26 protein-coding genes are annotated in these 26,332 nt (G+C 70.2%); 20 read left to right on the forward strand and 6 right to left on the reverse strand.

Features of this window, described 5'->3' with window-relative positions; all coding sequences use genetic code 11:
* Positions 1 to 132: 132 nt before the first annotated feature.
* Positions 133 to 1,023 (forward strand): GNAT family N-acetyltransferase, encoded by an 891-nt coding sequence (locus tag ACLJPL_RS07780; RefSeq protein ID WP_411079948.1) that lies wholly within the window; start codon positions 133 to 135, stop codon positions 1,021 to 1,023.
* Between the two features lie 17 nt (positions 1,024 to 1,040).
* Here the strand turns inward: ACLJPL_RS07780 and ACLJPL_RS07785 are convergent, their stop codons facing one another.
* On the reverse strand, positions 1,041 to 1,664 hold the full coding sequence (locus ACLJPL_RS07785; RefSeq protein ID WP_411079949.1) for a CGNR zinc finger domain-containing protein: 624 nt from the start codon (positions 1,662 to 1,664) through the stop codon (positions 1,041 to 1,043).
* Between the two features lie 124 nt (positions 1,665 to 1,788).
* On the opposite strand from ACLJPL_RS07785, the gene ACLJPL_RS07790 reads away from it, so the two are divergent.
* The 3 genes from ACLJPL_RS07790 to ACLJPL_RS07800 all read left to right on the forward strand — a co-directional run bounded on the left by ACLJPL_RS07790 (position 1,789) and on the right by ACLJPL_RS07800 (position 4,819).
* Positions 1,789 to 2,616, forward strand: a complete 828-nt coding sequence (locus tag ACLJPL_RS07790) for a metallophosphoesterase (protein WP_411079950.1) — start codon at positions 1,789 to 1,791, stop codon at positions 2,614 to 2,616.
* A gap of 250 nt (positions 2,617 to 2,866) precedes the next feature.
* Positions 2,867 to 3,091: a hypothetical protein gene (locus ACLJPL_RS07795; protein ID WP_411079951.1), complete on the forward strand. Its 225-nt coding sequence runs from the start codon at positions 2,867 to 2,869 to the stop codon at positions 3,089 to 3,091.
* Positions 3,092 to 3,553: 462 nt separating this feature from the next.
* The gene (locus ACLJPL_RS07800; RefSeq protein ID WP_411079952.1) at positions 3,554 to 4,819 is read left to right on the forward strand and encodes an MFS transporter; all 1,266 of its coding nucleotides are present in this window, start codon (positions 3,554 to 3,556) and stop codon (positions 4,817 to 4,819) included.
* Here ACLJPL_RS07800 and ACLJPL_RS07805 read toward each other — a convergent pair.
* The 3 genes from ACLJPL_RS07805 to ACLJPL_RS07815 all read right to left on the reverse strand — a co-directional run bounded on the left by ACLJPL_RS07805 (position 4,752) and on the right by ACLJPL_RS07815 (position 6,440).
* The gene (locus ACLJPL_RS07805) at positions 4,752 to 5,168 is read right to left on the reverse strand and encodes a hypothetical protein (protein WP_411079953.1); all 417 of its coding nucleotides are present in this window, start codon (positions 5,166 to 5,168) and stop codon (positions 4,752 to 4,754) included. The two genes, ACLJPL_RS07800 and ACLJPL_RS07805, sit on opposite strands and share 68 nt — an antisense overlap.
* Positions 5,169 to 5,380: 212 nt before the next feature.
* Positions 5,381 to 5,581 carry a DUF397 domain-containing protein gene (locus ACLJPL_RS07810; RefSeq protein WP_411079954.1) on the reverse strand — a complete coding sequence of 67 codons (201 nt, stop codon included), beginning with the start codon at positions 5,579 to 5,581 and terminating at the stop codon, positions 5,381 to 5,383.
* Positions 5,582 to 5,591: 10 nt separating this feature from the next.
* Positions 5,592 to 6,440 (reverse strand): helix-turn-helix domain-containing protein, encoded by an 849-nt coding sequence (locus ACLJPL_RS07815; protein ID WP_411079955.1) that lies wholly within the window; start codon positions 6,438 to 6,440, stop codon positions 5,592 to 5,594.
* A 245-nt stretch (positions 6,441 to 6,685) separates the two neighbouring features.
* On the opposite strand from ACLJPL_RS07815, the gene ACLJPL_RS07820 reads away from it, so the two are divergent.
* Both ACLJPL_RS07820 and ACLJPL_RS07825 read left to right on the forward strand, forming a co-directional pair.
* Positions 6,686 to 7,165, forward strand: a complete 480-nt coding sequence (locus ACLJPL_RS07820) for an ATP-binding protein (RefSeq protein WP_411079956.1) — start codon at positions 6,686 to 6,688, stop codon at positions 7,163 to 7,165.
* Between the two features lie 55 nt (positions 7,166 to 7,220).
* Positions 7,221 to 7,553 (forward strand): hypothetical protein, encoded by a 333-nt coding sequence (locus ACLJPL_RS07825; RefSeq protein ID WP_411079957.1) that lies wholly within the window; start codon positions 7,221 to 7,223, stop codon positions 7,551 to 7,553.
* A 114-nt stretch (positions 7,554 to 7,667) separates the two neighbouring features.
* Here ACLJPL_RS07825 and ACLJPL_RS07830 read toward each other — a convergent pair whose 3' ends face one another.
* Entirely contained in the window at positions 7,668 to 8,090 is a 423-nt protein-coding gene (locus ACLJPL_RS07830; RefSeq protein WP_411079958.1) for a hypothetical protein, read from the reverse strand.
* A 242-nt stretch (positions 8,091 to 8,332) separates the two neighbouring features.
* On the reverse strand, positions 8,333 to 9,220 hold the full coding sequence (locus ACLJPL_RS07835; protein WP_411079959.1) for a C40 family peptidase: 888 nt from the start codon (positions 9,218 to 9,220) through the stop codon (positions 8,333 to 8,335).
* Between the two features lie 859 nt (positions 9,221 to 10,079).
* Between ACLJPL_RS07835 and ACLJPL_RS07840 the strand changes: the two genes are divergently transcribed.
* Genes ACLJPL_RS07840 through nuoN form a run of 14 tightly spaced genes read left to right on the forward strand, consistent with a single transcriptional unit; the run spans position 10,080 to position 26,221 of the window.
* Complete coding sequence (locus ACLJPL_RS07840) at positions 10,080 to 10,439, forward strand: NADH-quinone oxidoreductase subunit A (RefSeq protein ID WP_003967084.1); 360 nt, start codon at positions 10,080 to 10,082, stop codon at positions 10,437 to 10,439.
* 17 nt (positions 10,440 to 10,456) lie between these two features.
* Positions 10,457 to 11,011: a NuoB/complex I 20 kDa subunit family protein gene (locus ACLJPL_RS07845; protein ID WP_018490715.1), complete on the forward strand. Its 555-nt coding sequence runs from the start codon at positions 10,457 to 10,459 to the stop codon at positions 11,009 to 11,011.
* Positions 11,008 to 11,745 (forward strand): NADH-quinone oxidoreductase subunit C, encoded by a 738-nt coding sequence (locus ACLJPL_RS07850; protein ID WP_411079960.1) that lies wholly within the window; start codon positions 11,008 to 11,010, stop codon positions 11,743 to 11,745. Before ACLJPL_RS07845 ends, ACLJPL_RS07850 begins: the two co-directional genes overlap by 4 nt.
* Complete coding sequence (locus ACLJPL_RS07855; RefSeq protein WP_411079961.1) at positions 11,745 to 13,067, forward strand: NADH-quinone oxidoreductase subunit D; 1,323 nt, start codon at positions 11,745 to 11,747, stop codon at positions 13,065 to 13,067. The genes ACLJPL_RS07850 and ACLJPL_RS07855 overlap by 1 nt, the downstream gene beginning before the upstream one ends.
* A gap of 29 nt (positions 13,068 to 13,096) precedes the next feature.
* On the forward strand, positions 13,097 to 13,951 hold the full coding sequence (nuoE, locus tag ACLJPL_RS07860; RefSeq protein WP_411080046.1) for an NADH-quinone oxidoreductase subunit NuoE: 855 nt from the start codon (positions 13,097 to 13,099) through the stop codon (positions 13,949 to 13,951).
* The gene (gene nuoF, locus ACLJPL_RS07865; protein WP_326704139.1) at positions 13,948 to 15,330 is read left to right on the forward strand and encodes an NADH-quinone oxidoreductase subunit NuoF; all 1,383 of its coding nucleotides are present in this window, start codon (positions 13,948 to 13,950) and stop codon (positions 15,328 to 15,330) included. The genes nuoE and nuoF overlap by 4 nt, the downstream gene beginning before the upstream one ends.
* Positions 15,327 to 17,837 (forward strand): NADH-quinone oxidoreductase subunit G, encoded by a 2,511-nt coding sequence (locus ACLJPL_RS07870; RefSeq protein WP_411079962.1) that lies wholly within the window; start codon positions 15,327 to 15,329, stop codon positions 17,835 to 17,837. The genes nuoF and ACLJPL_RS07870 overlap by 4 nt, the downstream gene beginning before the upstream one ends.
* A complete protein-coding gene (nuoH, locus tag ACLJPL_RS07875) occupies positions 17,834 to 19,237 on the forward strand; it encodes an NADH-quinone oxidoreductase subunit NuoH (RefSeq protein ID WP_411079963.1) in 1,404 nt (467 codons plus the stop codon). Before ACLJPL_RS07870 ends, nuoH begins: the two co-directional genes overlap by 4 nt.
* On the forward strand, positions 19,230 to 19,913 hold the full coding sequence (gene nuoI / locus ACLJPL_RS07880; RefSeq protein ID WP_411079964.1) for an NADH-quinone oxidoreductase subunit NuoI: 684 nt from the start codon (positions 19,230 to 19,232) through the stop codon (positions 19,911 to 19,913). The genes nuoH and nuoI overlap by 8 nt, the downstream gene beginning before the upstream one ends.
* Positions 19,910 to 20,779 (forward strand): NADH-quinone oxidoreductase subunit J, encoded by an 870-nt coding sequence (locus ACLJPL_RS07885; RefSeq protein ID WP_411079965.1) that lies wholly within the window; start codon positions 19,910 to 19,912, stop codon positions 20,777 to 20,779. The genes nuoI and ACLJPL_RS07885 overlap by 4 nt, the downstream gene beginning before the upstream one ends.
* Positions 20,776 to 21,075 carry an NADH-quinone oxidoreductase subunit NuoK gene (gene nuoK / locus ACLJPL_RS07890; RefSeq protein WP_015610624.1) on the forward strand — a complete coding sequence of 100 codons (300 nt, stop codon included), beginning with the start codon at positions 20,776 to 20,778 and terminating at the stop codon, positions 21,073 to 21,075. Before ACLJPL_RS07885 ends, nuoK begins: the two co-directional genes overlap by 4 nt.
* 13 nt (positions 21,076 to 21,088) lie before the next feature.
* Positions 21,089 to 22,984, forward strand: a complete 1,896-nt coding sequence (gene nuoL, locus ACLJPL_RS07895) for an NADH-quinone oxidoreductase subunit L (RefSeq protein WP_411079966.1) — start codon at positions 21,089 to 21,091, stop codon at positions 22,982 to 22,984.
* A 4-nt stretch (positions 22,985 to 22,988) separates the two neighbouring features.
* Positions 22,989 to 24,560 (forward strand): NADH-quinone oxidoreductase subunit M, encoded by a 1,572-nt coding sequence (locus tag ACLJPL_RS07900; RefSeq protein WP_411079967.1) that lies wholly within the window; start codon positions 22,989 to 22,991, stop codon positions 24,558 to 24,560.
* Entirely contained in the window at positions 24,557 to 26,221 is a 1,665-nt protein-coding gene (gene nuoN, locus ACLJPL_RS07905; protein WP_411079968.1) for an NADH-quinone oxidoreductase subunit NuoN, read from the forward strand. The genes ACLJPL_RS07900 and nuoN overlap by 4 nt, the downstream gene beginning before the upstream one ends.
* The last annotated feature ends 111 nt before the right edge of the window (positions 26,222 to 26,332 follow it).

Below are 26,332 nucleotides of genomic sequence, written 5' to 3' on the forward strand. Positions count from 1 at the left end.
CCGGGGGCCGGGCGTTCAGGGGCGGAGAACGGGCTGTGCTGGAATGGACAGAGCGGAGGATCATTGACCACGCTGGAGCCGTGCCCGCCTCCAGACTGGACAGCGCAGAGGATCCTTGACCAGGCTGGAGCCGTGCCCGCCTCCACCTCACACCCCACGCACCCCGCCCGCCCCACCCTCCGCCCCTGCGGCCCCGCCGACCTCCCGGAGGTCCTGGCCCTGGTCGACGCGGACCGCCTCCCCGGTCAGCCCCGGGCCACGCCGGAACTGCTCGCGGAGGCGTCGAGGGGCCGCACGGAGGCGGACGGCCACTGGTGGGGCGCGTACGACGAACCGGAGGTCCAGGTGGCGGTGGACTCCGGCGGCGCGATCGTCGGGGCCGTCGCCTGTGCCCGGCGTACGAAGGACGGGACGGGGCTGATCCCGTGGCTGCACTGCGGAGAGGAGCCGGTGGTCGCGGACGCACTGCTCGCCCGCGCCGCGGCGCTCCTGCCGGCCGTCCCGGTCGACGCGTTCCCGTTCGCCACCGCGCTCACCCAGGGCCTCGAAGGGCTGCCGGCCGGCCACCGGCCCGCGACCCACGCCGCGTTGGAGCGTGCGGGCTACACCGGGGAACGCCTCTGGCGCTATATGCGCGCCGACCTGCCCCGCCCCCGACTGCCCCGCGCGGAGGGCGTACGGGTCGGCCCCGCGCGGGACCGAGGGGCCTCGCAGCGGCTGGAGGTCGTGCGGGACGGGCGGACCGTGGCCGAGGCCGTGATCGGGCACCCGGTGCAGGGGATCGGCGTCCTGTGGTGGATCGAGGTCGACGCGGCGGCCCGGGGGCGCGGGACCGGCCGCGCCCTGCTCGGCTCGGCCCTCCACGCGCTCGGCGGACTCGGCGCCACCCAGGCGGTCCTGTACGTGGACGACGACGAGCCCCCGGGCGGTGAGCGCGACCGGACCGCGGCCAACCGGCTGTACGAGTCGGCCGGGTTCGCGGAGATCGACCGCCTGTGGTCCTATGCGCTGCCGGGGGCCTGACCCTCCGAGCGCGGGCGTCACCGTACGGCGGGCCCCTCGCCCGTCGCCGCGCCCCGCGTGCGCTCGTAGTGGCGGGCCACCCGCGCCCGGTTGCCGCAGGACGGCTTGCACCACTCCTGCCGCCCGTGGTTCTTGATGAAGTACCGCACACAGCGCGGCGCTTGGCAGGCCCGCAACTGCTCGCGCTCCGGCCCGCCGAGGAAGTCCACGGCGTCGCGCGCCAGGGCCGCGATCAGCCGGACGTACGGGTCGTCCTCGGCCGACAACAGCCGTACCGCCGGGGCTTCTTCGGCCGGCCAGTCCAGTTGCGGGGCGACCAACTCCCGGGCGACGGCGGCATTGAGGCAGGCCAGCGCCTGATCGGCGGGCATCAGCCGGTGGGCGTCGGCCGGACTGGGCGGGTCCGGGCTGACGACCCGCGCGAACAGCGCCCGCACCGCTCGCCGGACGCCGACGATCCCCTCCCTCAACTCCGCATCCGCGACGAGGGGCCCGGAGGCCGGGCCCAGGGCGGCCAGCAGCTCCCCTTGCCCCTGGAGCCACCGCACCGTCCCCCCGACCGTGTCCAGGTCGTCGGCGACACCGCCGTCCCCGTCGTGGCGGATGGTGCTCGCCAGTTCCAGTACCAGCCGTTGCGCCACCTCGTTCGCTCCCCTCGCGGCCCAAGTCCGTCCACGGGCCACCCCCTTGCTCCATGCGTGCGCCCCATTCTAGGGTGCCTAATGGAAGAAGGATAATTAACATTAGCCAGAGAGCAGGGCCGACATGTTGCTTGCCCAGATCAGTGACCTGCACCTGGACGGCAGTGAGCGCGCGACGCGCAGGGCGACCCGCGTCATGGAGTACCTGCGGGCCCTGCCCCGTCCGGTCGACGCGCTGCTGGTCACCGGAGACATCGCGGATCACGCGGCGGAGGCCGAGTACGAGGAGGCGGCCCGCATCCTGGACGCCCCCTTCCCCGTACTGCCGTGCCCCGGCAACCACGACGCGCGCCCCGCCTACCGCAAGGCGTTCCTCGGCGAGGAGCCCGGGAGCGGCGAGGCGTACGGGAGCGGGGACGAGCCCGGGACCGGCGTAGCTCCCGAGGACGGCGAGGCGTACGGAAGCGGGGACGAGCCCGCGGACAGCCCCATCAACCGGGTCCACCGCATCGCCGGAACCGCCATCCTGATGTGCGACTCCACCATCCCCGGCCATGACGAGGGGCGTCTCGACGCTCGGACGCTCGCCTGGATCGACGCCACGATCGCCGCGCTGCCGGACGGCGTCCCCACGCTGATCGCCTTCCACCAGCCGCCCGTCGAGCTCCACCACCCGTTGCCGGACGCCGGGATGCTCCAGGAGCCGGAACACCTCGCGCGCCTCTTGGCGGCGCACCCGCAGGTCGTCGCCGTACTGACCGGGCACGCCCACACGGCGGCCGCGTCGACCTTCGCGGGCCGCCCGCTCATCGTCGGACCCGCCGTCACCTGGACCCTGCGGATGCCCTGGGAGGGGGACCGGCCGGCCGACCGCGACCAGCCCCCGGGTCTCGCGTTCCACGTCCTGGGCGAGGACCGGCGTCTGACCACGCACTTCCGCGTCGTCCTCTGACTCACCCGCCAGGCCCCGGCACGGCCTTCACCGGGCCGTAATCCCCAGCCGCCCACGTCATCGTGTGCGATGATTTGCGCGCCACCCCCGGTCGTCGGCAGTCCCGGACCGGCTGGTGCCCGCCCTCGACCCGAGCTGCGGCACGCGGCGCGTACGACGCTCTTCTCCGCCCCACCGCATACATCGAACGCAGATCAGCGGGGTACGGGACAAGCCGATACAGCGCTGCTCGACCCAAGGACAGACAGCCATGACGACCGCCTCCCTGCCCCGGAAGTCCTCACGCCCGGAACCGGGCGCCGAAGACACCGCGCCGCTCCAGCACCACGGCCTCTTCCTGGAGCCCCGCTTCGCCGCCGGGCTGACCTCCCCGGACGACGACGAGGACTTCGACGGCCCGTACGACGAGCCGCCCGCGCCCACCACGTCCGCGCGCGAGCCGGACCGCGCGAACCGCCGCCAGCGCCGCCGCTGACCGGCCGTTCCGGGGCCCTCCGCCCCGGAAACCGGTGGAGGCGTCACCGCCCCACCCGCTAGCCTCACTGCCATGTCCAGCCCCGAGTCCGACAGACTCCGGCCACCGGTGCGCCGGTGGCCAAGTTCCTGCTGAGCGCAGCCGATCGCCCTCGGGCCACCGGCTTCTCTCCGTACGGTTCCGACGCCGCCGGATCACCGCGGGTACGGGCCGTTCCCACCCCGCGTACGCGCTGAGGCGCCGCCGCCGACATCGCGGTGGACACCGCCGTACGCCGGGTTCGTGCCCCGGTCCGTCGCCGCATGCCGGGTTCGTGCCCGGTCCGCCGACGACGTGCCGGCCGGGCACTTCTTCCGCGCAGCCCTTTGCCCCCTCGTGGGCGGGGCTGTCGCGCGGCCCCCATCCCCGCACCTCGGTCTGTCTGTCCATCCACGACGGTTCCGTCCAAGGGGCTTCTCACCCATGCCATTCGCTGTCTACGTCCTCGGGCTCGCGGTCTTCGCCCAGGGCACCTCGGAGTTCATGCTGTCCGGGCTCGTCTCGGGCATCGCCGCCGACCTGAACGTCTCCCTCTCCGCCGCCGGCCTCCTCACCTCCGCCTTCGCTGTCGGCATGGTCGTCGGCGCACCCCTGATGGCCCTCTTCAGCCGCGGGTGGCCCCGCCGCCGGGCGCTGTCGCTGTTCCTGGCGGTCTTCGTCGCCGTCCATGTGATCGGCGCTCTCACCCCGAGTTACGGAGTCCTCCTCGCCACCCGCTTCGTCGGGGCCCTCGCCAACGCGGGCTTCTGGGCGGTGGCGTTGACGGCCGCGGTGTCGATGGTCCCGGACCGGCTGAAGGGCCGGGCCACGGCCGTGGTGGTCGGCGGGGTGACGATCGCCTGCGTGGTGGGCGTACCGGCCGGAGCGGTGCTGGGGGAGCGGTGGGGATGGCGGTCGGCGTTCTGGGCGGTCGCGGTGGTGTCGCTGCCCGCGTTCCTGGCGATCCTGCGCACGATTCCGGCGAGGCTTCCGGCGGGTCGGGGCCCGGGCGGGGTCCGGGCGGGTCGGGGTCCGGGCGGGGCCCCGGCGGGCCGAGAGCGGGTCGCGGCCCCCTCCGCCGCCGCGCCCTCCTCCCCCGTACGGGAGGAACTGCGCACCCTCACCGGCCCCCGGCTCCGCCCGACCCTGCTCACGATGGCGCTGGTCCAGGGGGCCACCTTCTGCACCTTCTCCTACCTGGAACCGCTCCTCACCCGCGAGTCGGGCCTCGGCGCGGCCTGGGTGCCGGCGGCTCTCGCGCTGTTCGGGGCGGGCGCGTTCCTCGGCGTCACCGTGGCGGGGCGGTGGGCGGACCGGCGGCCCACGGCCTTCATCGCGTACGGCATGACCGCCCTGGCCCTCGGCTGGGGCGCCCTGGCCCTGACGGCGGGCGGCGGCCCGGTGGCGGCCCTCGCCCTGATCCCGCTCCTGGGCATGCTCGCCTTCGGTACGGGCACGGCCCTGATCACCCGGGTCCTCGCCCTCGCCCCGGACGCCCCGACGCTCAGCGGGGCCTTCACCACGAGCGCGTTCAACCTGGGTGCGACGGTGGGCCCGTGGGCGGGCGGCCTGGCCCTGGACGCGGGGTTCGGCTACCGGGCCCCGGTCTGGGTGAGCGCCCTGCTGATGGGCCTGGCGCTGCTCACTGCGGGGGCGCGCCGGACGCGGCGGGCACGACAGGCGCGTGCGGGTGCGGGGACGGGACGCTGAGGGCCAGGTACGTGAGGGGGCGCACGCTCCACTCGATGTGCCGCCCCTTGCGGAGCATCAGGGTGAACCCACAGGGCTCCCCCCGGTGGAGGGCCCCGAGCGCCTGCACCCACCCGCCCTGCTCGGCCCAGTAGAGGGCCCGCCCCGCCTCGCGCGGGGCGAGCCCGAGGACATGGCTCGCGCGGAGCTGGACGCGGATGACGCGGATGGCGTCGCGGGGGTTGGGGAGCACACGGAGGTCGACCGGCTCGGGAACGAAGCCGGTGGCCGGCCCGTACCGCAGCACTTCGAACCGGAAGCCGCGCTCCCGTTGGGCCTGTACGGGGGTGGGGCGGGGAGAGGTGCGCATGGTCGACCGTCCGATCGCAGCGTCTGTGTACCGGGAGCCTCGGTGGGCAGGGGAGTGATGCCTCAAAGTAGAGGCATCAGCAACACAACGTGACCGTAGCCTCATGGTGACCATAGGCGCAATGGTGGTACGTCCCAAGAGTGTGCCGAACATGCGAACGCCCTTCACCGCCCGCTGGAATGTCGGGCAGCGAAGGACGTTGCGGAGCGGCCTCAGATGAGGTGGTCGAACTCTCCTGCCTTCACGCCCAGAAGGAAGGCCCGTAGTTTCGTCGTGCTGGTCGTGACGATCACGTGGGGGTCGTCGCTCTCGCGCAGTTTGATCAGGCCGTCGACTGGGGCCAGTTCGATGCAGCTCTGATTGTCGTCCGGCCCCGAGAAGGACGACTTCTGCCAGTTGATTGCCTCGGTCATGCCGGTTGACTCACATTTCCTGTGCGATGCGCTGGATGAAATCGTTCGACTCCGCCTCATCGAGTGAGATCGAGTCGACGGAGCCGAGTAGCTCCCGGTACTTGGCGAGTTGTGCCTCCGCATCGAGGAACCCCGAATCGAAGGCGCTGTCGATCTGGACCGTGTCAAGCGCCGGGATCGTGGCCCCGGCGTACGCCATCGAGTGCACAGAGCTGGTGATCTGGGCGGCAAACGGAATGACCCGGATGGTGACGGAAGGCCACTCGGAGAGATCGCGCAGGTAGTCCAGCTGCTGGCTCATCGTCTTGGCGTCGCAGTACCTCATGCGCAGGGCGGCTTCGTGGATGAACGCCTCGTACGGAGTGGGCTGGGGCCGGTCGAAGATCTCGCGACGCCTCATTCGGTGCTCGACGCGGGCATCCAGTTCCGTGGTCGGCGGGTCGGTGACGCCGCCACGCAGGAGCGACTTGGCGTATGCCTCGGTCTGGAAGATGCCCGGGATGTACAGCATTTCGATGGCTCGGATGGAGAGCGCCCAGTGCTCCAGTTCCGCCAGATCGAGGAAGCCGGGCGAAAGAACTCCCCGGTACTCGTCCCACCAGCCCTTGGTGCGCTCCTCGGCCATGGCCGCTAGGGCGTCCACCAAGTGTTTGTCGTTGGCCGAGTAGTGGGCGGCCAGTCGGCGCACCCGCTGATCACTCACCCCGTACCGGCCGGACTCGATGTGGCTGATCTGCGCGCGCTCGCCACCGAGAAACGCGGCTGCCTCGCCGCCGGACATGCCCGCCCGTTCGCGCAGCTTGCGCAGCTCCGCGCCCAACCGCTTCTGCCTCGCGGTCGGATAGCTCCTTGGCGGCATCGGTTCCTCTCTTTCATGCGGGTATGAGTGTGCCGCTCCATCCTGCCTCAGGTCCACTCGAATGGGTGCTACAGCCGTCCCACTGTTGTGCCGTACCATTGTTGTGCCCTACCTTCGGGGGTGTCGCGCAGTGCGTCGGACAATGCCGAAGTGCAGTTGCTTCGGGGCCAGTTGGTGACCTCGAAGGTGACCGAAGTCACGGCGGACGGCCGCGCATCAGACACCGGCCCATGTAGGGAGACCCCATGCCCCCCGTCATCGCCCCGCCCACCCCGTTTCCGTACTTCCCCCAACGCGGCGAGGGCTACCGGCTCGCCATGCCCAACTCCGCCGCCGCTTCGAAGATCGTGCGGGACTTCGTCGGGGCGCTGCTCCGGACCGGCGCGCACCCCGGACTCGCGGACGACGCCCGGCTCTGTGTGAGCGAGTTGGTGTCCAACGTGTACTGCCATACGAGTTCGGAGCTGGTCCGGGTCGAGGTCATGGTGGACCGGGACCAGGTCGCGGTCCACGTGACCGACGACGGCCCCGGCCCGCTGCCGAATCCGGCGGCTCGCCCCGCCGGTGAAGGCGGACGCGGATTCCTTGTCGTCGACGGCCTGGCCACCAGTTGGGGGAGCAGCACGCGACAGGAGGACGCCCGGCGGACCAGGACGGTCTGGTTCGTCCTCACCGAGCCCGGCCGCGACGCAACATCGCCGCCTTCCGGGTCACGGGCCACCTAGGCTGGAAGGGCCGCGACGACGAGAGGCTCGACCGACCCGAAGAGGGGGGCAGGTCGTGGGACGGGACAAGGGCTGGAAGCCGCGCTGGAAGGCGGGGGACATCGTCACGCCGACCGGTGAGAACGACCACCCGGAAGACCCTGTCGGCGAAGTCCTCGAAGAAAGCCGCGATTCGGGCGTCCTGGTCCTGTTCCCCCGGGCCGGGCACGAGTTCCACCACCCGGACGAACTCGCCCCGGCAGCCCCGGCAGACCTGTCCGCTCAGCACGGGGCAAAGGAGCCCGGCGACGACGGGGCGGACACCGAGCCGTCCAGCGGCGATTCACGGCGCACACGGAGCGCGCGAGCCCATGCGCGCCGCCGAGCGGCACGACGCGGACGGCGCTAGCTCAGGTCAGTTGATCGCCTCGGTCCTCTCCCCTCGGGACGCCGCTCAATCCTTGTCGCTGCTGTCGACGAGCAGTCGCGATGCACGGCGTCAACAGTGGCGGCGTCATCGCCATCAGGCGAGAGTGCTGCGCGCGACGGCGAGGAAGTCCGCCTTGAACGGTTCCAGGCGCTCGGCCACACTCGTCTCGGCGTGCTCCTCCCAGACCGCCTGGTTCAGGGCGCGGGCGTAGGCCGTCGTCGGCGTGTGCAGGTCGGGAGCGCACAGCAACTGGACGCCGTTCTCGGCTATGCGCAGGCCGTCCACCGCCGGCCTGGCCGTCCGGTACCACTCATCGCCCACCTCCCACCGGGCCGGCCGTGCGTGAGCCACGCCCTCCGCCTCCAGCGCGAACCGGACGTACTCCAGCACGGTCCTGATCCGCTCGGCGCGACGCTCCTCCGCCAGTGTCGCGGCCCTTCTTCGCTCCTCGGCCCGCTCGGCTGCCCGCTGGGTCGTGCGTTGAGTCAGATACGTCAACGCGCCTCCCACCGTCACACCGACCATCGAAAGCACGGATGTCCACAGAGCACTTGTCATGCCTGACTACTACCAACGTCTGATCACCGCCACTGGCGGTTCCTGGCGGCTGCCCCCAGGGCCCTAAGCAGTTCCACGAACGCCGAGGGCCGCCACCCCGAGCAGGGGGTGGCGGCCCTCAGCCGTGTTCCGGTGCGCCCGGAGGCGCTGCGGTTGCCCGGGCCCGCCCCCGAGGCGCGCCCAGCCAACCCGCTTGTGAATCAGAGAACGCGGACCGCGCCGGTCGGCCGGTCGTAGTCCATGGAGCGCTGAACCGTACCGGTGCTGGAGTTCTGCGCACCGACGAACTCGCCGCCGCCCACATAGATCGCGACGTGGTACGCGCTGCCCGCGCCGCCCCAGTACAGGATGTCGCCGGGCTGGAGGGCGTCCAGGGAGACCTGGGTGCCGGCGGTCGACTGGGCCTGCGAGACGCGGGGGAGGTCGATGCCCACCGAGCGGTACGCGGCCTGGACCAGGCCGGAGCAGTCCCACGCGTTGGGGCCGGTGCCGCCGGCCACGTACGCGTCGCCGACCTGGGCCTTGGCGAACGCGACGATGGAGGCGGCGGAGCCCGTGGCGTTCGACGAGGAGGACGGGGCGGACGAGGGGGCGGACGCGGAGGCCGAGTTGCCCGAGGAGGAGCCCGAGGAGCTGGAGGGGGCGCTGAGCGTGGTGCGCTCGGAGGTGCGGGAGGCGCGCTCGGCGGCCCGCGCCTTCGCCTCGGCCTCGGCCTTCGCGGCGGCTTCGGCCTTCTTCTTGGCCTCGGCCTCGCGGACGGCCTCGTCCTTGGCCTTCTTGGCCTTCTTCGCAGCGCTCTTGGCTGCGGCGTCCTCGTCGGCCTGCGTCTCCAGCTCGTGGGCCTGCGCCTCCAGGTGGAGGGCGACCTGCTGCGTGGCCTGCGCGGATGCGGCGACGGTGGTGGAGAGCCCGGACGTGATGGTGGGCATCTCGATCGTCTGGGTCACCGGTTCGGCCTGGGCGGGGCCGGCGGCACTCGCGACCGCGATGGTGCTGAGGACGCCACCGGCAACTCCGGCCCGCAGCGCCGACTTCGTGGCGCGCTGGCGGGGCTTCCGGTGGCTGGGTATGTGAGCGGTGTGGGACATGGGTACTAGCGCTATCAGGGCTGTAGGGGTCCCATCAAGAAACGTGTGTTGCGACACAGTTACGTTCGGAATCTGTGAATCCGCTTTCTGTGGGCCTTTATTGACGCCGTAACGGGCAAAACGGGCACAGTCGATCAGGGCCGTGATCTCTGCCTTTCGGCAATACGCCCGAATTGCCCGCCGCTTACCATCCGTTCACACCGATGGCCAAGCCCGGTTTCCTGGTGACGCGTCACCGGTGACGCAGGTCACAGCGCGGGTCTGCGGCGGCAGGCAACCTTCGCGCCCGCGAGCGGCGTGGACCGGGACGCCATCGACCGCGTGGACCGGGACGCCATCGACCGCGCGGTCCGGGTCTCGATTCCGGCCCGTGCGGTGGGGTGTCGACGCCCTCGTCCGGATGTCCGTCCATTCCGTCCGGCCGCCCCATCCGGTAGTTCGTGAATGCGCGCACATGTCCCCTTCGGTCCCCGTCACCCCTCGTCCGGGTGAGTGCGGTGGGCGGCCGCCGCCCTTATCACCCCGCCTCCGTCCATCGCCAATTTGCTTGTAGTGGCCGCCTATTGATAGCGCCGCACGCCTTTGACCAGCGGTAACACCGATGAATGTCACGTCTCGTGATCACTCGGCCGCTTCGCGTACGAAGATCACCGCTCATACGACTTCATGATCCTTCGTCAGGTGGTGGAGATCACAAAGACGGTGACGTACCCCGTGTCGCAGATCACAGGGCGGCGGGCATAGGATGCGGTGCAGTCGGGCTTGTGAACTGCCTCACATGTGCACGATCTTGGTGAGGTGGCGAGCCGGTCGCCCGATGCGGTCCAACGGTCAAGGACGACTGGAAGGAGCGAGGAGCGTGAATGCCTACGCGCCCATCCTCGTGCTCGGCGCCCTCGGGGCAGGGTTTGCGATCTTCTCCGTGGTCATGGCCACGCTTATCGGCCCCAAGCGCTACAACCGGGCAAAGCTCGAAGCGTACGAGTGCGGTATCGAACCCACACCGACCCCGGCCGGAGGCGGCCGCTTCCCGATCAAGTACTACCTGACGGCGATGCTTTTCATCGTCTTCGACATCGAGATCGTCTTCCTCTATCCCTGGGCGGTCTCCTTCGACGCCCTGGGGATCTTCGGGCTCGTGGAGATGCTGCTCTTCGTGCTCACCGTCTTCGTCGCCTATGCGTATGTCTGGCGTCGCGGCGGCCTGGAATGGGACTGAGGGGCTGAGGGGCACACATGGGACTCGAAGAGAAGCTGCCTAGCGGCTTCGTTCTGACCACGGTCGAACAGGCCGCCGGCTGGGTGCGGAAGTCCTCCGTCTTCCCGGCCACGTTCGGCCTCGCCTGCTGCGCCATCGAGATGATGACGACCGGCGCGGGCCGCTACGACCTGGCCCGGTTCGGGATGGAGGTCTTCCGCGGATCTCCGCGCCAGGCGGACCTGATGATCGTCGCGGGACGGGTCAGCCAGAAGATGGCGCCGGTCCTGCGGCAGGTCTACGACCAGATGCCGAACCCCAAGTGGGTCATCTCCATGGGTGTTTGCGCATCATCGGGCGGGATGTTCAACAATTACGCCATTGTGCAGGGTGTTGATCATATTGTTCCGGTCGATATCTATTTGCCGGGATGCCCGCCGCGTCCCGAAATGCTGCTGGACGCGATCCTCAAGCTCCACCAGAAGATCCAGGACGGCAAGCTCGGGGTCAACGCGGAGGAGGCCGCCCGCGAGGCGGAGGAAGCCGCCCTCAAGGCACTGCCCCTGATCGAGATGAAGGGGCTCCTGCGGTGACCGCGAACAAGAACGGCGACAACCACGGCGAGGGGCAGAACGGCGGCGCCGTCCCCGCCCCGCGCGACACCGGCGGCGAGGTCATCCGCGTACGCCGGGGCATGTTCGGCGCCAACAACGGCGGCGACACCTCCGGTTACGGCGGCCTCATCCGCACCATCACGTTCCCGGGCGCCTCCTCCCGTCCCTACGGGGGCTGGTTCGACGAAGTGGCCGACGAGCTCGAAGGGGCCCTGGAGGAGCAGGACCTGCTCCCCGAGAACGCCATCGAGCACACCGTCGTCGACCGCGACGAGCTCACCTTCCACATCGCCCGCGAGCACCTGGTCCAGGTCGCCCGCACCCTGCGCGACGACCCCGCCCTGCGCTTCGAGCTCTGTACGGGCGTGAGCGGCGTCCACTTCCTCGGTGACAAGGGCCGCGAACTGCACGCCGTCTACCACCTGCGGTCCCTCACCCACGGCCGGGTCATCCGGCTGGAGGTCTCCGCCCCGGACAGCGACCCGCACATCCCGTCCCTCGTCGAGGTCTACCCGACCAACGACTGGCACGAGCGCGAGGCGTACGACTTCTTCGGGCTCGTCTTCGACGGGCACCCGGCCCTGACCCGGATCATGATGCCGGACGACTGGCAGGGCTTCCCGCAGCGCAAGGACTACCCGCTCGGCGGCATCGCCGTCGAGTACAAGGGCGCCCAGATCCCGGCTCCGGACCAGCGGAGGTCGTACTCCTGATGACCACTCCCCACGCAACGCCCCGTGCCACGACCGAGGGGACTGTATATACAGTCACCGGCGGCGACTGGGACGAGGTCGTCGAATCCGCCGCCAAGTCCGACGACGAACGCATCATCGTCAACATGGGTCCCCAGCACCCGTCCACGCACGGCGTGCTGCGGCTGATCCTGGAGATCGACGGCGAGACCGTCACCGAGGCCCGCTGCGGCATCGGCTACCTCCACACCGGCATCGAGAAGAACCTCGAATTCCGCAACTGGACCCAGGGCACCACGTTCGTCACGCGGATGGACTACCTGACGCCGTTCTTCAACGAGACGGCGTACTGCCTGGGCGTCGAGAAGCTCCTCGGCATCGAGGACCAGATCCCCGACCGGGCCACGATCATCCGCGTCCTCCTGATGGAGCTCAACCGGATCTCCTCCCACCTGGTGTGCATCGCCACCGGCGGTATGGAGCTGGGCGCGACCACGATCATGATCTACGGCTTCCGCGATCGTGAACTGGTTCTCGACCTCTTCGAGCTGATCACCGGCCTCCGGATGAACCACGCGTTCGTCCGCCCCGGCGGCCTCGCCCAGGACCTGCCGCCGGGCGCGGTCGACGCGCTGCGCGAGTTCATCAGGACCATGAAGAAGAACCTGCCGGAGTACGACAAGCTCGCCACCGGCAACCCCATCTTCAAGGCCCGTATGAAGGACGTCGGCTACCTCGACCTCACCGGCTGCATGGCCCTCGGCGCCACCGGCCCGGTGCTGCGCTCGGCCGGGCTCCCGCACGACCTGCGCAAGAGCGACCCCTACTGCGGCTACGACACCTACGACTTCGAGGTGCCGATCGCGGACACCTGCGACTCCTACGGACGCTTCCTGATCCGCATGGACGAGATGCGCGAGTCGCTGCGGATCATCGAACAGTGCCTGGAGCGCCTGGAGCCGGGCCCGGTCATGGTCGCGGACAAGAAGATCGCCTGGCCCGCCCAGCTCGCCCTCGGCCCGGACGGCCTCGGCAACTCCCTCGACCACATCAGGAACATCATGGGCACCTCCATGGAGGCCCTGATCCACCACTTCAAGCTGGTGACCGAGGGCTTCCGGGTCCCGGCCGGGCAGACGTACACCGCCGTCGAGTCCCCCAAGGGCGAACTCGGCGTCCATGTCGTCTCCGACGGGGGCACCCGCCCCTACCGGGTCCACTTCCGCGACCCGTCCTTCACCAATCTGCAAGCCATGGCGGCGATGTGCGAGGGCGGCCAGGTCGCCGACGTGATCGTCGCCGTCGCGTCCATCGACCCCGTGATGGGAGGCGTCGACCGGTGACCGCAGCAAATCAAGAGGTCAGTCTGGGGATGCCGCAGCTCCCCGCCCCCGCCTACCCGGCCGACGTGCGCGCCCGGCTCGACGCGGACGCGAAGGAGGTGATCGCCCGCTACCCGGGCAGCCGCTCCGCGCTGCTGCCGCTGCTCCACCTCGTCCAGTCCGAGGAGGGGTACGTCTCCCGTACGGGCATGGCCTTCTGTGCCGAGACGCTCGACCTCACCACCGCCGAGGTCACGGCCGTCGCGACCTTCTACTCCATGTACCGGCGCAGGCCCAGCGGCGACTACCAGGTCGGGGTCTGCACCAACACCCTGTGCGCGGTCATGGGCGGCGACGCCATCTTCGACACGCTCAAGGAACACCTCGGCGTCGGCAACAACGAGACGACCGACGACGGCAAGGTCACCCTGGAGCACATCGAGTGCAACGCGGCCTGTGACTTCGCACCCGTCGTGATGGTGAACTGGGAGTTCTTCGACAACCAGACGCCCGAGAGCGCCACGCAGCTCGTCGACGACCTGATCGCCGGACGGACCGTGGAGCCCACCCGTGGCGCGCCGCTCTGCTCGTACAAGGAGACCGCCCGCATCCTGGCCGGCTTCCCCGACGAGCGCCCCGGCGCCGTCGAGGCCACCGGCGGAGCGGGCCCCGCCTCCCTGATCGGGCTGAAGCTCGCCAAGGGCGAGGGCCTGCCCAAGGCCCGCGTCGTCGCCCCGCGCGACGGGCAGCCCAAGGACGGGCAGTCGCGGGACGACCGGCCGCACGACGCACAGGTCCACGATCCGTCGCCGGCCGAGCGCCTCAGCTCGCACGACGCACCGCAGCAGACCTCGGCCTCCGACCCGGAGCACCCGGCCGGGCCCGCAGCCGAGGAGGGGGAGTGATGACCTTGGCCGCCGAGATCGACCACAACGGGACGAGCCCCGAGAAGCTGCTCGCACCCGTCCTCTCCTCCTTCTGGGACCAGCCCGAGTCCTGGACCCTGGAGACCTACCGCCGCCACGAGGGGTACGAGGGGCTGCGCAAGGCGCTCGCCATGTCGCCCGACGACCTCATCGCGTACGTCAAGGACTCCGGTCTGCGCGGACGCGGCGGCGCGGGCTTCCCCACCGGGATGAAGTGGCAGTTCATCCCGCAGGGCGACGGCAAACCGCACTATCTGGTGGTCAACGCCGACGAGTCGGAGCCGGGGACCTGCAAGGACATCCCGCTCCTCTTCGCGAACCCGCACAGCCTCATCGAGGGCATCGTGATCGCCTGTTACGCGATCCGTTCGTCGCACGCGTTCATCTACTTGCGCGGTGAGGTCGTCCCCGTGCTGCGACGACTGCACGAGGCCGTACGAGAGGCGTACGAGGCGGGTTATCTGGGGACGAACGTCCTGGGATCAGGGCTCGATCTGGAACTCACAGTGCACGCGGGCGCCGGTGCGTACATCTGTGGTGAGGAAACCGCGCTGCTCGACTCTCTCGAAGGACGGCGTGGACAGCCCCGGCTGCGACCCCCCTTCCCCGCGGTCGCCGGTCTGTACGCCTGCCCCACTGTGGTGAACAACGTCGAGTCCATCGCCTCGGTTCCCGCGATCCTGAACAGGGGCAAGGACTGGTTCAAGTCGATGGGCAGCGAGAAGTCCCCGGGCTTCACGCTCTACTCGCTCAGCGGCCATGTCACCAGCCCCGGCCAGTACGAGGCCCCGCTCGGCATCACGCTGCGCCAGCTCCTCGACATGAGCGGCGGCATCCGGGCCGGTCACCGCCTGAAGTTCTGGACCCCGGGCGGCTCCTCCACCCCGATGTTCACCGACGAGCACCTCGACGTACCCCTCGACTACGAGGGCGTCGGCGCGGCCGGGTCCATGCTCGGCACCAAGGCGCTCCAGTGCTTCGACGAGACGACCTGCGTGGTGCGGGCCGTCACCCGCTGGACCGAGTTCTACGCCCACGAGTCCTGCGGCAAGTGCACGCCGTGCCGCGAAGGGACGTACTGGCTGGTCCAGTTGCTTCGCGACATCGAGGCCGGCAAGGGCGAGATGGCCGACCTGGACAAGCTCAACGACATCGCCGACAACATCAACGGCAAGTCGTTCTGCGCGCTGGGCGACGGCGCGGCCTCGCCGATCTTCTCCTCGCTCAAGTACTTCCGCGAGGAGTACGAACAGCACATCACGGGCAAGGGCTGCCCCTTCGATCCCGCGAAATCCACGGCCTGGGCCGACGACAAGAACACCGACGGCAAGAACGCTCACCGGGGGGTGAACGCATGACAGTCACCACGAGTGCACCCTCCGGGGGCGGCGAGGCGGCCATCCCGCCCGAGGACCTGGTCACGCTGACCATCGACGGCATCGAGATCAGCGTCCCCAAGGGGACCCTGGTCATCCGGGCCGCCGAACTCCTCGGCATCGAGATCCCCCGCTTCTGCGACCACCCGCTCCTCGACCCGGCCGGCGCGTGCCGCCAGTGCATCGTCGAGGTGGAGGGCCAGCGCAAGCCGATGGCCTCCTGCACCATCACCTGCACGGACGGCATGGTCGTCAAGTCGCAGATCACCTCTCCTGTCGCCGAGAAGGCGCAGAAGGGCGTGATGGAGCTGCTGCTGATCAACCACCCGCTGGACTGCCCCGTCTGCGACAAGGGCGGCGAGTGTCCGCTCCAGAACCAGGCGATGTCGCACGGCGCGGCCGACTCCCGCTTCGAGGGCAAGAAGCGGACCTTCGAGAAGCCCGTCCCGATCTCCGCCCAGGTGCTGCTGGACCGTGAGCGGTGCGTGCTCTGCGCGCGCTGCACCCGGTTCTCCAACCAGGTGGCGGGCGACCCGATGATCGAGCTGATCGAGCGCGGGGCCCTCCAGCAGGTCGGCACCGGCGAGGGCGACCCCTTCGAGTCGTACTTCTCCGGCAACACCATCCAGATCTGCCCGGTCGGGGCGCTGACCTCGGCGGCGTACCGCTTCCGCTCCCGCCCCTTCGACCTGGTCTCCACCCCCTCGGTGTGCGAGCAGTGCTCCGGCGGCTGCGGGATGCGCACCGACCACCGGCGCGGCAAGGTCATGCGGCGGCTCGCGGCCAACGAGCCCGAGGTCAACGAGGAGTGGATCTGCGACAAGGGGAGGTTCGGGTTCCGTTACGCCCAGCAGCGTGACCGGCTCACCACCCCGCTGGTCCGCAACGCCGAAGGCGTCCTGGAGCCGGCGAGCTGGCCCGAGGCGCTGGAGGCGGCGGCGGCCGGACTGCTCGCCGCCCGGGGCCGGGCCGGAGTGCTGACCGGCGGCCGGCTGACGGTGGAGGACTCCTACGCGTACAGCAAGTTCGCCCGGGTCGCCCTCGACACCAACGACATCGACTTCCGCGCCCGGGTCCACAGCGCCGAGGAGGCCGACTTCCTGGCCGCCCGCGTCGCCGGACGGGGCCGGGACCTGGACGGCGAGGGGGTCACGTACTCCGCGCTGGAGAAGGCCGCCGCGGTGCTGCTCGTCGGGTTCGAGTCGGAGGAGGAGGCCCCCGGGGTCTTCCTCCGCTTGCGCAAGGCGTTCCGCAAGAGCGGCCAGCGGACCTTCGCGCTCGCCTCGCACGCCACCCGCGGCCTGATCAAGGCGGGCGGCACGCTGCTGCCCGCCGCCCCCGGCACCGAGACCGAGTGGCTGGACGCGCTCGCGGGCGGCGTCGGCCTGGAAGCCGAAGGGGCCGCCGCGGCCGAGGCGTTGCGCGCGGAGGACTCCCTGATCATCGTCGGTGAGCGGCTCGCGGGTGTGCCCGGCGCGCTGTCCGCCGCGATCCGTACCGCCGCCGCGACCGGCGCACGCCTGGTGTGGATTCCGCGCCGGGCGGGCGACCGGGGCGCGGTGGAGGCGGGCGCGCTCCCCACCCTGCTGCCCGGCGGCCGCCCGGCCACCGACCCGCGGGCCCGGGACGAGGTGGCCGCCGTGTGGCGCGTCGCCGAACTGCCCTCGCGCCAAGGCCGCGACACCGGCCGGATCATCGAGGCCGCGGCCACCGGCGAACTGGGCGCGCTGCTCGTCGCCGGCGTCGGCGTGGAGGACCTGCCCGACCCGGCCCGTGCGCTCCAGGCCCTGGACGAGGTCGGGTTCCTGGTCTCGCTGGAGCTGCGGCCGAGCCAGGTCACCGAACGGGCGGACGTGGTCTTCCCGGTCGCCGCCGTCGCGGAGAAGTCCGGCACCTTCCTCAACTGGGAGGGCCGGGTCCGGATGTTCCAGGCGGCGCTGAAGCCGGAGCAGATGCCCCGGACCCTCGCGCCGGTCGACTCCCGGGTGCTGCACATGCTGGCCGACGCCATGGACGTGCACTTCGCGCTGCCGGACCTGACCGCCGCCCGCCGCGAGCTGGACCGGCTCGGCGGCTGGGAGGGCGGCCACGCGGACGACCCGCGCGAGTCGGCGCGGCCGCTGCCCCGGCCCGGCGACGGCGAGGCGGTCCTCGCGGGCCACCGGATGCTGCTCGACCTCGGCCGGCTCCAGGAGGGCGACACCGCGCTGGCCGGGACCCGGCACGCGGCCGTCGCCCGGCTCTCGGCCGGCACCGCCGCCGAGTCCGGCGTCAAGGACGGCGACCTGCTCGCCGTCGCCGGCCCCACCGGCACCGTCGAACTCCCCCTCCAGGTCACCGACATGCCGGACCGCGTGGTCTGGGTGCCGCTGAACTCGGTGGGACGCGGTATCCCCGCCGACACCGGTGCGAACCCCGGCGGCCTGGTGCGGATCGGCCCCGCCGCCGTCCCGGGTGCTCCCGTCGAACCATCGGAGGTACGAGCGTGACTGGCCTCACCGCATTCACGACGGCGCCCGGGGGCGCCGTCCTCGCCGCCGAGGATCTGTCGATGTTCGGCACCGACCCCTGGTGGCTGGTGCTCGTCAAGGCGGTCTTCTGCTTCGCGTTCCTGATGCTGATCGTGCTCTTCTCCATCGTGTGGGAGCGCAAGGTCGTCGCCTGGATGCAGCTGCGGATCGGCCCCAACCGGCACGGCCCCTGGGGACTGCTCCAGTCGCTCGCGGACGGCATCAAACTGATGCTGAAAGAAGACGTCATCGTCAAGCGCGCGGACAAGGCGGTCTACGTCCTCGCGCCGATCCTCGCGGCGATCCCCGCCTTCATGGCGGTCGCGGTCATCCCCTTCGGCCCGGCGGGCAACGAGGTCTCGATCTTCGGCACCCGTACGACGATGCAGCTCACCGACCTGCCCATCGCCGCGCTCTACATCCTCGCCGTGGGCGCGGTCGGGGTGTACGGATTCGTGCTCGGCGGCTGGTCCTCGGGCTCGACGTACCCGCTGCTCGGCGGAATCCGCTCGTGCGCCCAGATGATCAGCTACGAGATCGCGATGGGCGCGGCGTTCGCCTCGGTCTTCCTCTACTCCGGGTCGATGTCGACCTCGACGATCGTGGAGGCGCAGGGCGACCGGTGGTACATCATCCTGCTGCCGATGTCCTTCCTCATCTACATGGTGACGATGGTCGGGGAGGCCAGCCGGGCCCCGTTCGACATGCCGGAGTCCGAGGGCGACCTCGTCGGCGGCTTCAACACCGAGTACAGCTCCATCAAGTTCGCGATGTTCATGCTCGCCGAGTACATCCACATGGTGACCGTGTCGATGATCGCGGTGACGCTGTTCCTCGGCGGCTGGCGGGCCCCGTACCCGATCTCCGCGTTCTGGGAGGGGGCGAACCACGGCTGGTGGCCGATGCTCTGGTTCTTCCTCAAGCTCCAGGCGCTGATCTTCTTCTTCATCTGGCTGCGCGGCACCCTGCCACGCGTCCGCTACGACCAGCTGATGAAGCTCGGCTGGAAGGTCCTGATCCCGGTCTCGGTGGGCTGGCTGATGCTCGTCGCCACCGTCCGCGCGCTGCGGAACGAGGGCTACGACTTCTCCCGGATCGTGCTGTACGTCGGCGGGGCGGTGCTCGCGATCCTGCTGATCTCCCTGGTCGTCGACATGTTCCGCGACCGCAGGGCCAAGGAACGGGAGGCGGAGGCCGGGGACGAGCCCGCCTTCGACCCGATGGCGGGCGGGTATCCGGTGCCGCCGCTGCCCGGACAGATCCTGCCGCCGGTGCCCAGGCGCAGGCCACGACGGGAGCGGGAGCTCGTTGTCAGTGGTGGGCCCGATACTCAGAGTGACGACAACGCGAGTGACGGAAAGGAGGCCGGCGGTGTCTGAGAAACCAGAGCTCACGGGCTCATCGGGATCCGCTGGGTCCTCGGGCGAATCGGGAGCGGCGGGGGAGAAGTTCCAGAACCCCGTGGCCGGCTTCGGCGTGACCTTCAAGGCCATGTTCAAGAAGCGGCTGACCGAGCAGTACCCGGAGACGCCGAAGGTGACGGCGCCCCGCTTCCACGGCCGCCACCAGCTCAACCGCCACCCGGACGGCCTGGAGAAGTGCGTCGGCTGCGAGCTGTGCGCCTGGGCGTGTCCGGCGGACGCCATCTACGTGGAGGGCGCGGACAACACGGAGGAGGAGCGCTACTCCCCGGGAGAGCGCTACGGCCGCGTCTACCAGATCAACTACGCGCGCTGCATCCTCTGCGGACTGTGCATCGAGGCGTGCCCCACCCGGGCGCTGACGATGACCAATGAGTTCGAGCTTGCCAACACCACCCGCGAGAGCCTCATCTACACCAAGGACGAGCTGCTCGCGGGCCTGGAGGAAGGCATGGTCGACAGCCCGCACGCGATCTTCCCGGGCACGGACGAACAGGACTACTACCGGGGTCTGGTCACCGAGGCCGCCCCCGGCACGGTCCCTCAGCCGGCGCTCTCCAAGGGCGAGGGCGCCAAGCCCGACGAGTCCGCGGGAGCCACCGGCGTACAGCCGGACAAGGGGGTGGACGCATGAGCGCGCTGGCCGCTGCCGCTACCACCACGTCCACCGGTGAGGCCGTCCAGTTCTGGATCCTGGGGACCGTCGCCGTGATCGGCGCGTTCGCCACGATCCTGCTGAAGAAGTCCGTGCACAGCGCCCTGGCGCTCGCCGGGACCATGGTCGTCCTCGCCGTCTTCTACCTCGCCAACGGCGCCTACTTCCTGGGCATCGTCCAGATCATCGTCTACACCGGCGCGATCATGATGCTGTTCCTCTTCGTCGTGATGCTCGTCGGCGTCACCGCGGCGGACTCCCTCAAGGAGACCCTCAAGGGGCAGCGCTGGCTGGCCGTGGGCTGCGGCCTCGGCTTCGGCGTCCTGCTGATCGGCGGCATCGGCAACGCGTCGCTGTCCACCTTCAACGGTCTGGGCGCGGCCAACGCCCTGCACGGCGGAAACGTCGAGGGGCTCGCCAACCTCATCTTCACCAAGTACGTGTTCGCCTTCGAGATCACCGGCGCTCTGCTGATCACCGCGACGGTCGGGGCGATGGTGCTCACGCACCGCGAGCGCACCGAACGGGCCAAGACCCAGCGGGAGATGTCCGAGGAGCGCGTGCGCGGCAAGCACCTCCCGCCGCTGCCCGCCCCCGGTGTCTACGCCCGGCACAACGCGGTGGACATCGCCGGTCTGCTCCCGGACGGCAGCCCGTCCGAGCTCACCGTGATGAGGACGCTGCGGGAGCGGGGCCAGATCCGCGACGTCTCGCAGGAGGCCCTGGCCGACCTCAAGGCGCTGGAACAGCGCTCCGGGGAGCGGCTGGGACGTGAGGACGCCGACGCCGTGGCCCGAGGGGCCGACCCGGCATCCGCGGCGGAGAACTCGGAGGCCGCCAAGTGAACCCGGTCAACTACCTCTACCTCGCGGCCCTGCTGTTCGCGATCGGCGCCTCCGGGGTGCTGATCCGGCGGAACGTGATCGTGCTGTTCATGTGCATCGAGCTGATGCTCAACGCGTGCAACCTGGCGCTCGTCACCTTCTCCCGGATGCACGGAAACCTCGACGGACAGATCGTCGCGTTCTTCACGATGGTCGTCGCCGCCGCGGAAGTCGTCGTCGGGCTCGCGATCATCGTGTCGTTGTTCCGCTCCCGCCACTCGGCCTCGGTCGACGACGCCAGCCTGATGAAGCTGTAAGGGGACCGGAATCGTGGAGAACCTGATCGCGCTGCTCGTCGCGGCGCCCCTGCTCGGAGCGGCGGTCCTGCTCTGCGGCGGACGTCGGCTGGACGGGGTCGGGCACTGGCTCGGCACCGTGCTCGCCGCCGCCTCGTTCGTCGTCGGCGTCGTCCTCTTCGCCGACATGCTGGGGAAGGGGCCCGAGGACCGGGCCCTGCACCAGCACCTGTTCAGCTGGATTCCGGTGGAGGGCTTCCAGGCCGACATCGCCTTCCAGCTCGACCAGCTGTCGATGACGTTCGTCCTGCTCATCACCGGTGTGGGCACGCTGATCCACATCTACTCCATCGGCTACATGGAGCACGACGAGCGCAGGCGCCGCTTCTTCGGCTATCTCAACCTGTTCCTCGCGGCGATGCTGATCCTGGTCATCGCCGACAACTACCTGCTGCTGTACGTCGGGTGGGAGGGCGTCGGTCTGGCGTCGTACCTGCTCATCGGCTTCTGGCAGCACAAGCCCAGCGCGGCCACCGCCGCGAAGAAGGCGTTCCTGGTCAACCGCGTCGGTGACGTGGGCCTGTCGATCGCCATCATGCTGATGTTCACCACCTTCGGGACCTTCGCCTTCGGGCCGGTGCTGGAGGCGACCGGCGAGACGAGCCAGGGGAAGCTGACGGCGATCGGCCTGATGCTGCTGCTGGCCGCCTGCGGCAAGTCGGCCCAGGTGCCGTTGCAGTCCTGGCTGGGCGACGCGATGGAGGGCCCGACCCCGGTCTCCGCCCTCATCCACGCCGCGACCATGGTCACCGCCGGCGTCTATCTGATCGTCCGCTCCGGCGCGATCTTCAACGCCGCCCCGGACGCCCAGCTGGTCGTGGTCATCGTCGGCGCGGTCACGCTGATCTTCGGTGCGATCGTCGGTTGCGCCAAGGACGACATCAAGAAGGCGCTCGCCGGCTCCACGATGTCGCAGATCGGCTACATGATCCTCGCCGCGGGCCTCGGCCCGATCGGCTACATCTTCGCGATCATGCACCTGGTGACGCACGGCTTCTTCAAGGCCGGGCTCTTCCTGGGGGCCGGTTCGGTGATGCACGGCATGAACGACGAGGTCGACATGCGCAAGTACGGCGGCCTGCGGAAGTACATGCCGGTCACCTTCGTCACCTTCGGCCTCGGCTATCTCGCCATCATCGGCTTCCCGGGCCTGTCCGGCTTCTTCTCCAAGGACAAGATCATCGAGGCGGCCTTCGCCAAGGGCGGAGCCGAGGGCTGGATCCTCGGCTCCGTGGCCCTGCTGGGCGCCGCGATCACCGCGTTCTACATGACGCGCGTGATGCTGATGACCTTCTTCGGCGAGAAGCGCTGGCAGCCCGACGCCGAGGGCCACGAGCCCCACCCGCACGAGTCCCCGAAGTCCATGACGATCCCGATGATCGTGCTGGCCGTGGGCTCGGTCTTCGCCGGTGGCTTCTTCTCCATCGGCGACCGCTTCGTCAACTGGCTGGAGCCGGTCACCGGTTACGACCACGGGCACTCCCCGCTGAGCGCGGCCACCGTCACCGGAGCCACCGTGGTGGCCCTGGTCGTCGGAGTCGGCATCGCCTGGACGATGTACGGGCGCAAGCCGGTGCCCGTCCTCGCCCCGCGCGGCTCGCTGCTCACCCGGGCGGCCCGCCGCGACCTGCTCCAGGACGACTTCAACCACGTGGTCCTGGTCCGCGGCGGCGAGCACCTCACCCGCTCGCTCGTCTACGTCGACCACTCCCTGGTCGACGGCGTCGTCAACGGCACGGCCGCGTCGGTCGGCGGGCTCTCCGGCCGGCTGCGCAAGCTGCAGAACGGCTACGCCCGCTCCTACGCGGTCTCGATGTTCGGCGGTGCGGCGGTCGTCATCGCCGCGACCCTGCTGATGAGGGCGGTCTGATCACATGTCCTTTCCCCTCCTGACCGCGACGGCGGCGCTCCCGGCCATCGGAGCCATCGCCACCGCCGCCGTCCCCGCCGCACGGCGCACCGTGGCCAAGTGGCTCGCGCTGTTCTTCTCGCTGGGCACGCTCGTCCTCGCGGGCATCGTCTTCGCCCGCTTCGAACCGGGCGGCGACCGCTACCAACTGACCGAGTCCCGGTCCTGGATCGCGGACTTCGGCGTCCGGTACGAACTGGGCGTCGACGGCATCGGGGTGGCCCTCCTCGGGCTCACCGCGCTGCTGATCCCGTTCGTCATCGCGGCGGGCTGGCACGACGCCGACCCCCTGGAGACCAAGTCCTCGCGCTGGCGGCCCACCCAGGGCTTCTTCGCCCTGATCCTCATGGTCGAGGCCATGGTGATCCTGTCGTTCCTCGCGACCGACGTCTTCCTCTTCTACATCCTGTTCGAAGCCATGCTCATCCCGATGTACTTCCTCATCGGCGGCTTCGGGGACCGGGCCCACGCGGGCAGCGACGAGAACGCCGCGAAGCAACGCTCGTACGCGGCGGTCAAGTTTCTCCTCTACAACCTGGCCGGCGGCCTGATCATGCTGGCCGCCGTCATCGGGCTCTATGTGGTCGCGGGCAGCTTCTCGCTCTCCGAGATCGTGGCCGCCCGGGCCGACGGCACCCTGGAGATGGCGACCAGCACGGAGCGGTGGCTGTTCCTCGGGTTCTTCCTCGCCTTCGCGATCAAGGCCCCGCTCTGGCCGCTGCACACCTGGCTGCCCAACGCGATGGGCGAGGCGACCGCACCGGTCGCCGTCCTCATCACCGCGATCGTCGACAAGGTCGGCACCTTCGCGATGCTCCGCTTCTGCCTCGGGCTCTTCCCCGAGGCCAGCAAGTGGGCGACTCCGGTCGTCATCGCCCTGGCGCTCGTCTCCATCGTCTACGGGGCGCTGCTCGCGGTCGGCCAGCGCGACATCAAGCGGCTCATCGCCTACGCCTCGATCTCGCACTTCGGCTTCATCATCCTGGGCATCTTCGCGATGACCAGCCAGGGCCAGTCGGGCGCCACGCTCTACATGGTCAACCACGGCATCTCCACCGCCGCGCTGCTGCTGGTCGCCGGATTCCTCATCACCCGGCGCGGCTCACGGCTCATCGCGGACTACGGCGGGGTGCAGAAGGTCGCCCCCGTCCTGGCGGGCACCTTCCTCATCGGCGGTCTGGCGACCCTGTCGCTGCCGGGGCTCGCCCCGTTCGTCAGTGAGTTCCTGGTCCTGGTCGGCACGTTCAGCGCCTATCCGGTGGCCGGGATCATCGCCACCTCCGGCATCGTGCTCGCCGCGGTCTACGTCCTGGTGCTCTACCAGCGGACGATGACCGGCCCGGTCAACGAGTCGGTGCGGACCATGCCCGACCTGAAGGTCCGTGAGCTGGCGGTCGCCGTGCCGCTGATCGCCTTCCTGATCTTCCTGGGCGTCTTCCCGAAGCCGCTCACCGAGGTCGTCAACCCGGCGGTCAAGCACACCATGTCCGACGTACAGAAGAAGGACCCCCAGCCCGAGGTGGAGGCCGCCAAGTGAGCGCAACAGCTGTCCACAGCCTGTGGACGACGGCGAGCGGGGTGACATCGGCAGCTCCGGGGGACCGCTTCACGGCGCCCACGATCGAGTACGCCCAGCTGGCGCCCGTCCTGATCATCGTGGTCGCCGCCGTCCTGGGCGTCCTGGCGGAAGCCTTCGTACCGCGCAAGGCCCGCTACCACACCCAGCTCTTCCTGACCGTGGTCGCGCTGGCCGCCGCGTTCGCCGCCGTCGTCGCCCTCGCGGCCGGCGGATACGCCACCACCAAGGCCCAGATCGCCGCCATGGGCGCGATCGCGGTCGACGGTCCCACCCTGTTCCTCCAGGGCACCATCCTCCTGGTCTCCGTGGTGGCCGTCTTCACCTTCGCCGAACGGCGGCTCGACCCCACCGCCCACGGCAACCGGGTCGACTCCTTCGCCGCCCAGGCCGGTACGGTCCCCGGCAGCGAAGCAGAGAAGGCCGCCACCCGCGCGGGCTTCGCCACCACCGAGGTCTTCCCGCTGGTCCTGTTCTCGGTGGCGGGCATGCTCGTCTTCCCCGCCGCCAACGACCTGCTGACCCTCTTCATCGCGCTGGAAGTCTTCTCGCTCCCGCTCTACCTCCTGTGCGCCGTCGCCCGCCGCAAGCGGCTGATGTCACAGGAAGCGGCCGTGAAGTACTTCCTGCTCGGCGCGTTCTCCTCGGCGTTCCTGCTCTTCGGGATCGCCCTCCTCTACGGCTACGCGGGCTCCCTCTCGTACGCCGCCATCGCCAACGTCGTCGACGGCTCGGTGCTGGAGATCGACCCGGCCCTCGCCGGGACGATGGGCAACGACGCGCTGCTGCTCATCGGCGGCGCGATGATCCTGATCGGCCTGCTCTTCAAGGTCGGCGCGGTCCCGTTCCACATGTGGACCCCGGACGTCTACCAGGGCGCGCCGACCCCGGTCACCGGCTTCATGGCCGCCGCCACGAAGGTCGCCGCGTTCGGCGCGCTGCTGCGCCTGCTGTACGTGGTGCTCCCCGGGCTCACCTGGGACCTGCGGCCGGTGCTGTGGTCGGTCGCGATCATCACGATGCTGGGCGGCGCGGTCGTCGCGATCACCCAGACCGACATCAAGCGGCTGCTGGCCTACTCCTCGATCGCGCACGCGGGCTTCATCCTCGCGGGTGTCATCGCGACCAGCCCGGAGGGGGTCTCCTCGGTCCTCTTCTACCTGGGCGCGTACTCCTTCGTGACGGTCGGCGCGTTCGCGGTCGTCACGCTGGTACGGGACGCGGGCGGCGAGGCCACGCACCTGTCGAAGTGGGCCGGGCTCGGCCGCCGCTCGCCGCTGGTCGCGGCGGTCTTCGCGGTGTTCCTGCTGGCCTTCGCCGGGATCCCGCTCACCTCGGGCTTCTCCGGCAAGTTCGCGGTCTTCAAGGCGGCGGCGGAGAGCGGCGCGGGTGCGCTGGTCGTCGTCGGTGTGATCTCGTCGGCGATCGCGGCCTTCTTCTACATCCGGGTGATCGTCCTGATGTTCTTCAGCGAGCCGAAGGCGGACGGCCCCACGGTCGCCGTGCCGTCCCCGCTGACCATGACGACGATCGGGGTCGGCGTGGCGGTCACGCTGGTGCTGGGCCTGGCCCCGCAGTACTTCCTGGACCTCGCGGGCCAGGCGGGGGTCTTCGTGCGGTAGGCGAGCCCTCGCGGAACGCGGTGGGCGAGCCCCCGTGCAACAGTGCCGGACGGTCCTTTATCCACAGGACCGTCCGGCGTTGTCGTAGGAGCCGCCTATCGTGGTCGGGGA

It is taken from the genome of Streptomyces sp. cmx-18-6 (genome assembly GCF_046548915.1).
Classification (GTDB): Bacteria; Actinomycetota; Actinomycetes; order Streptomycetales; family Streptomycetaceae; genus Streptomyces.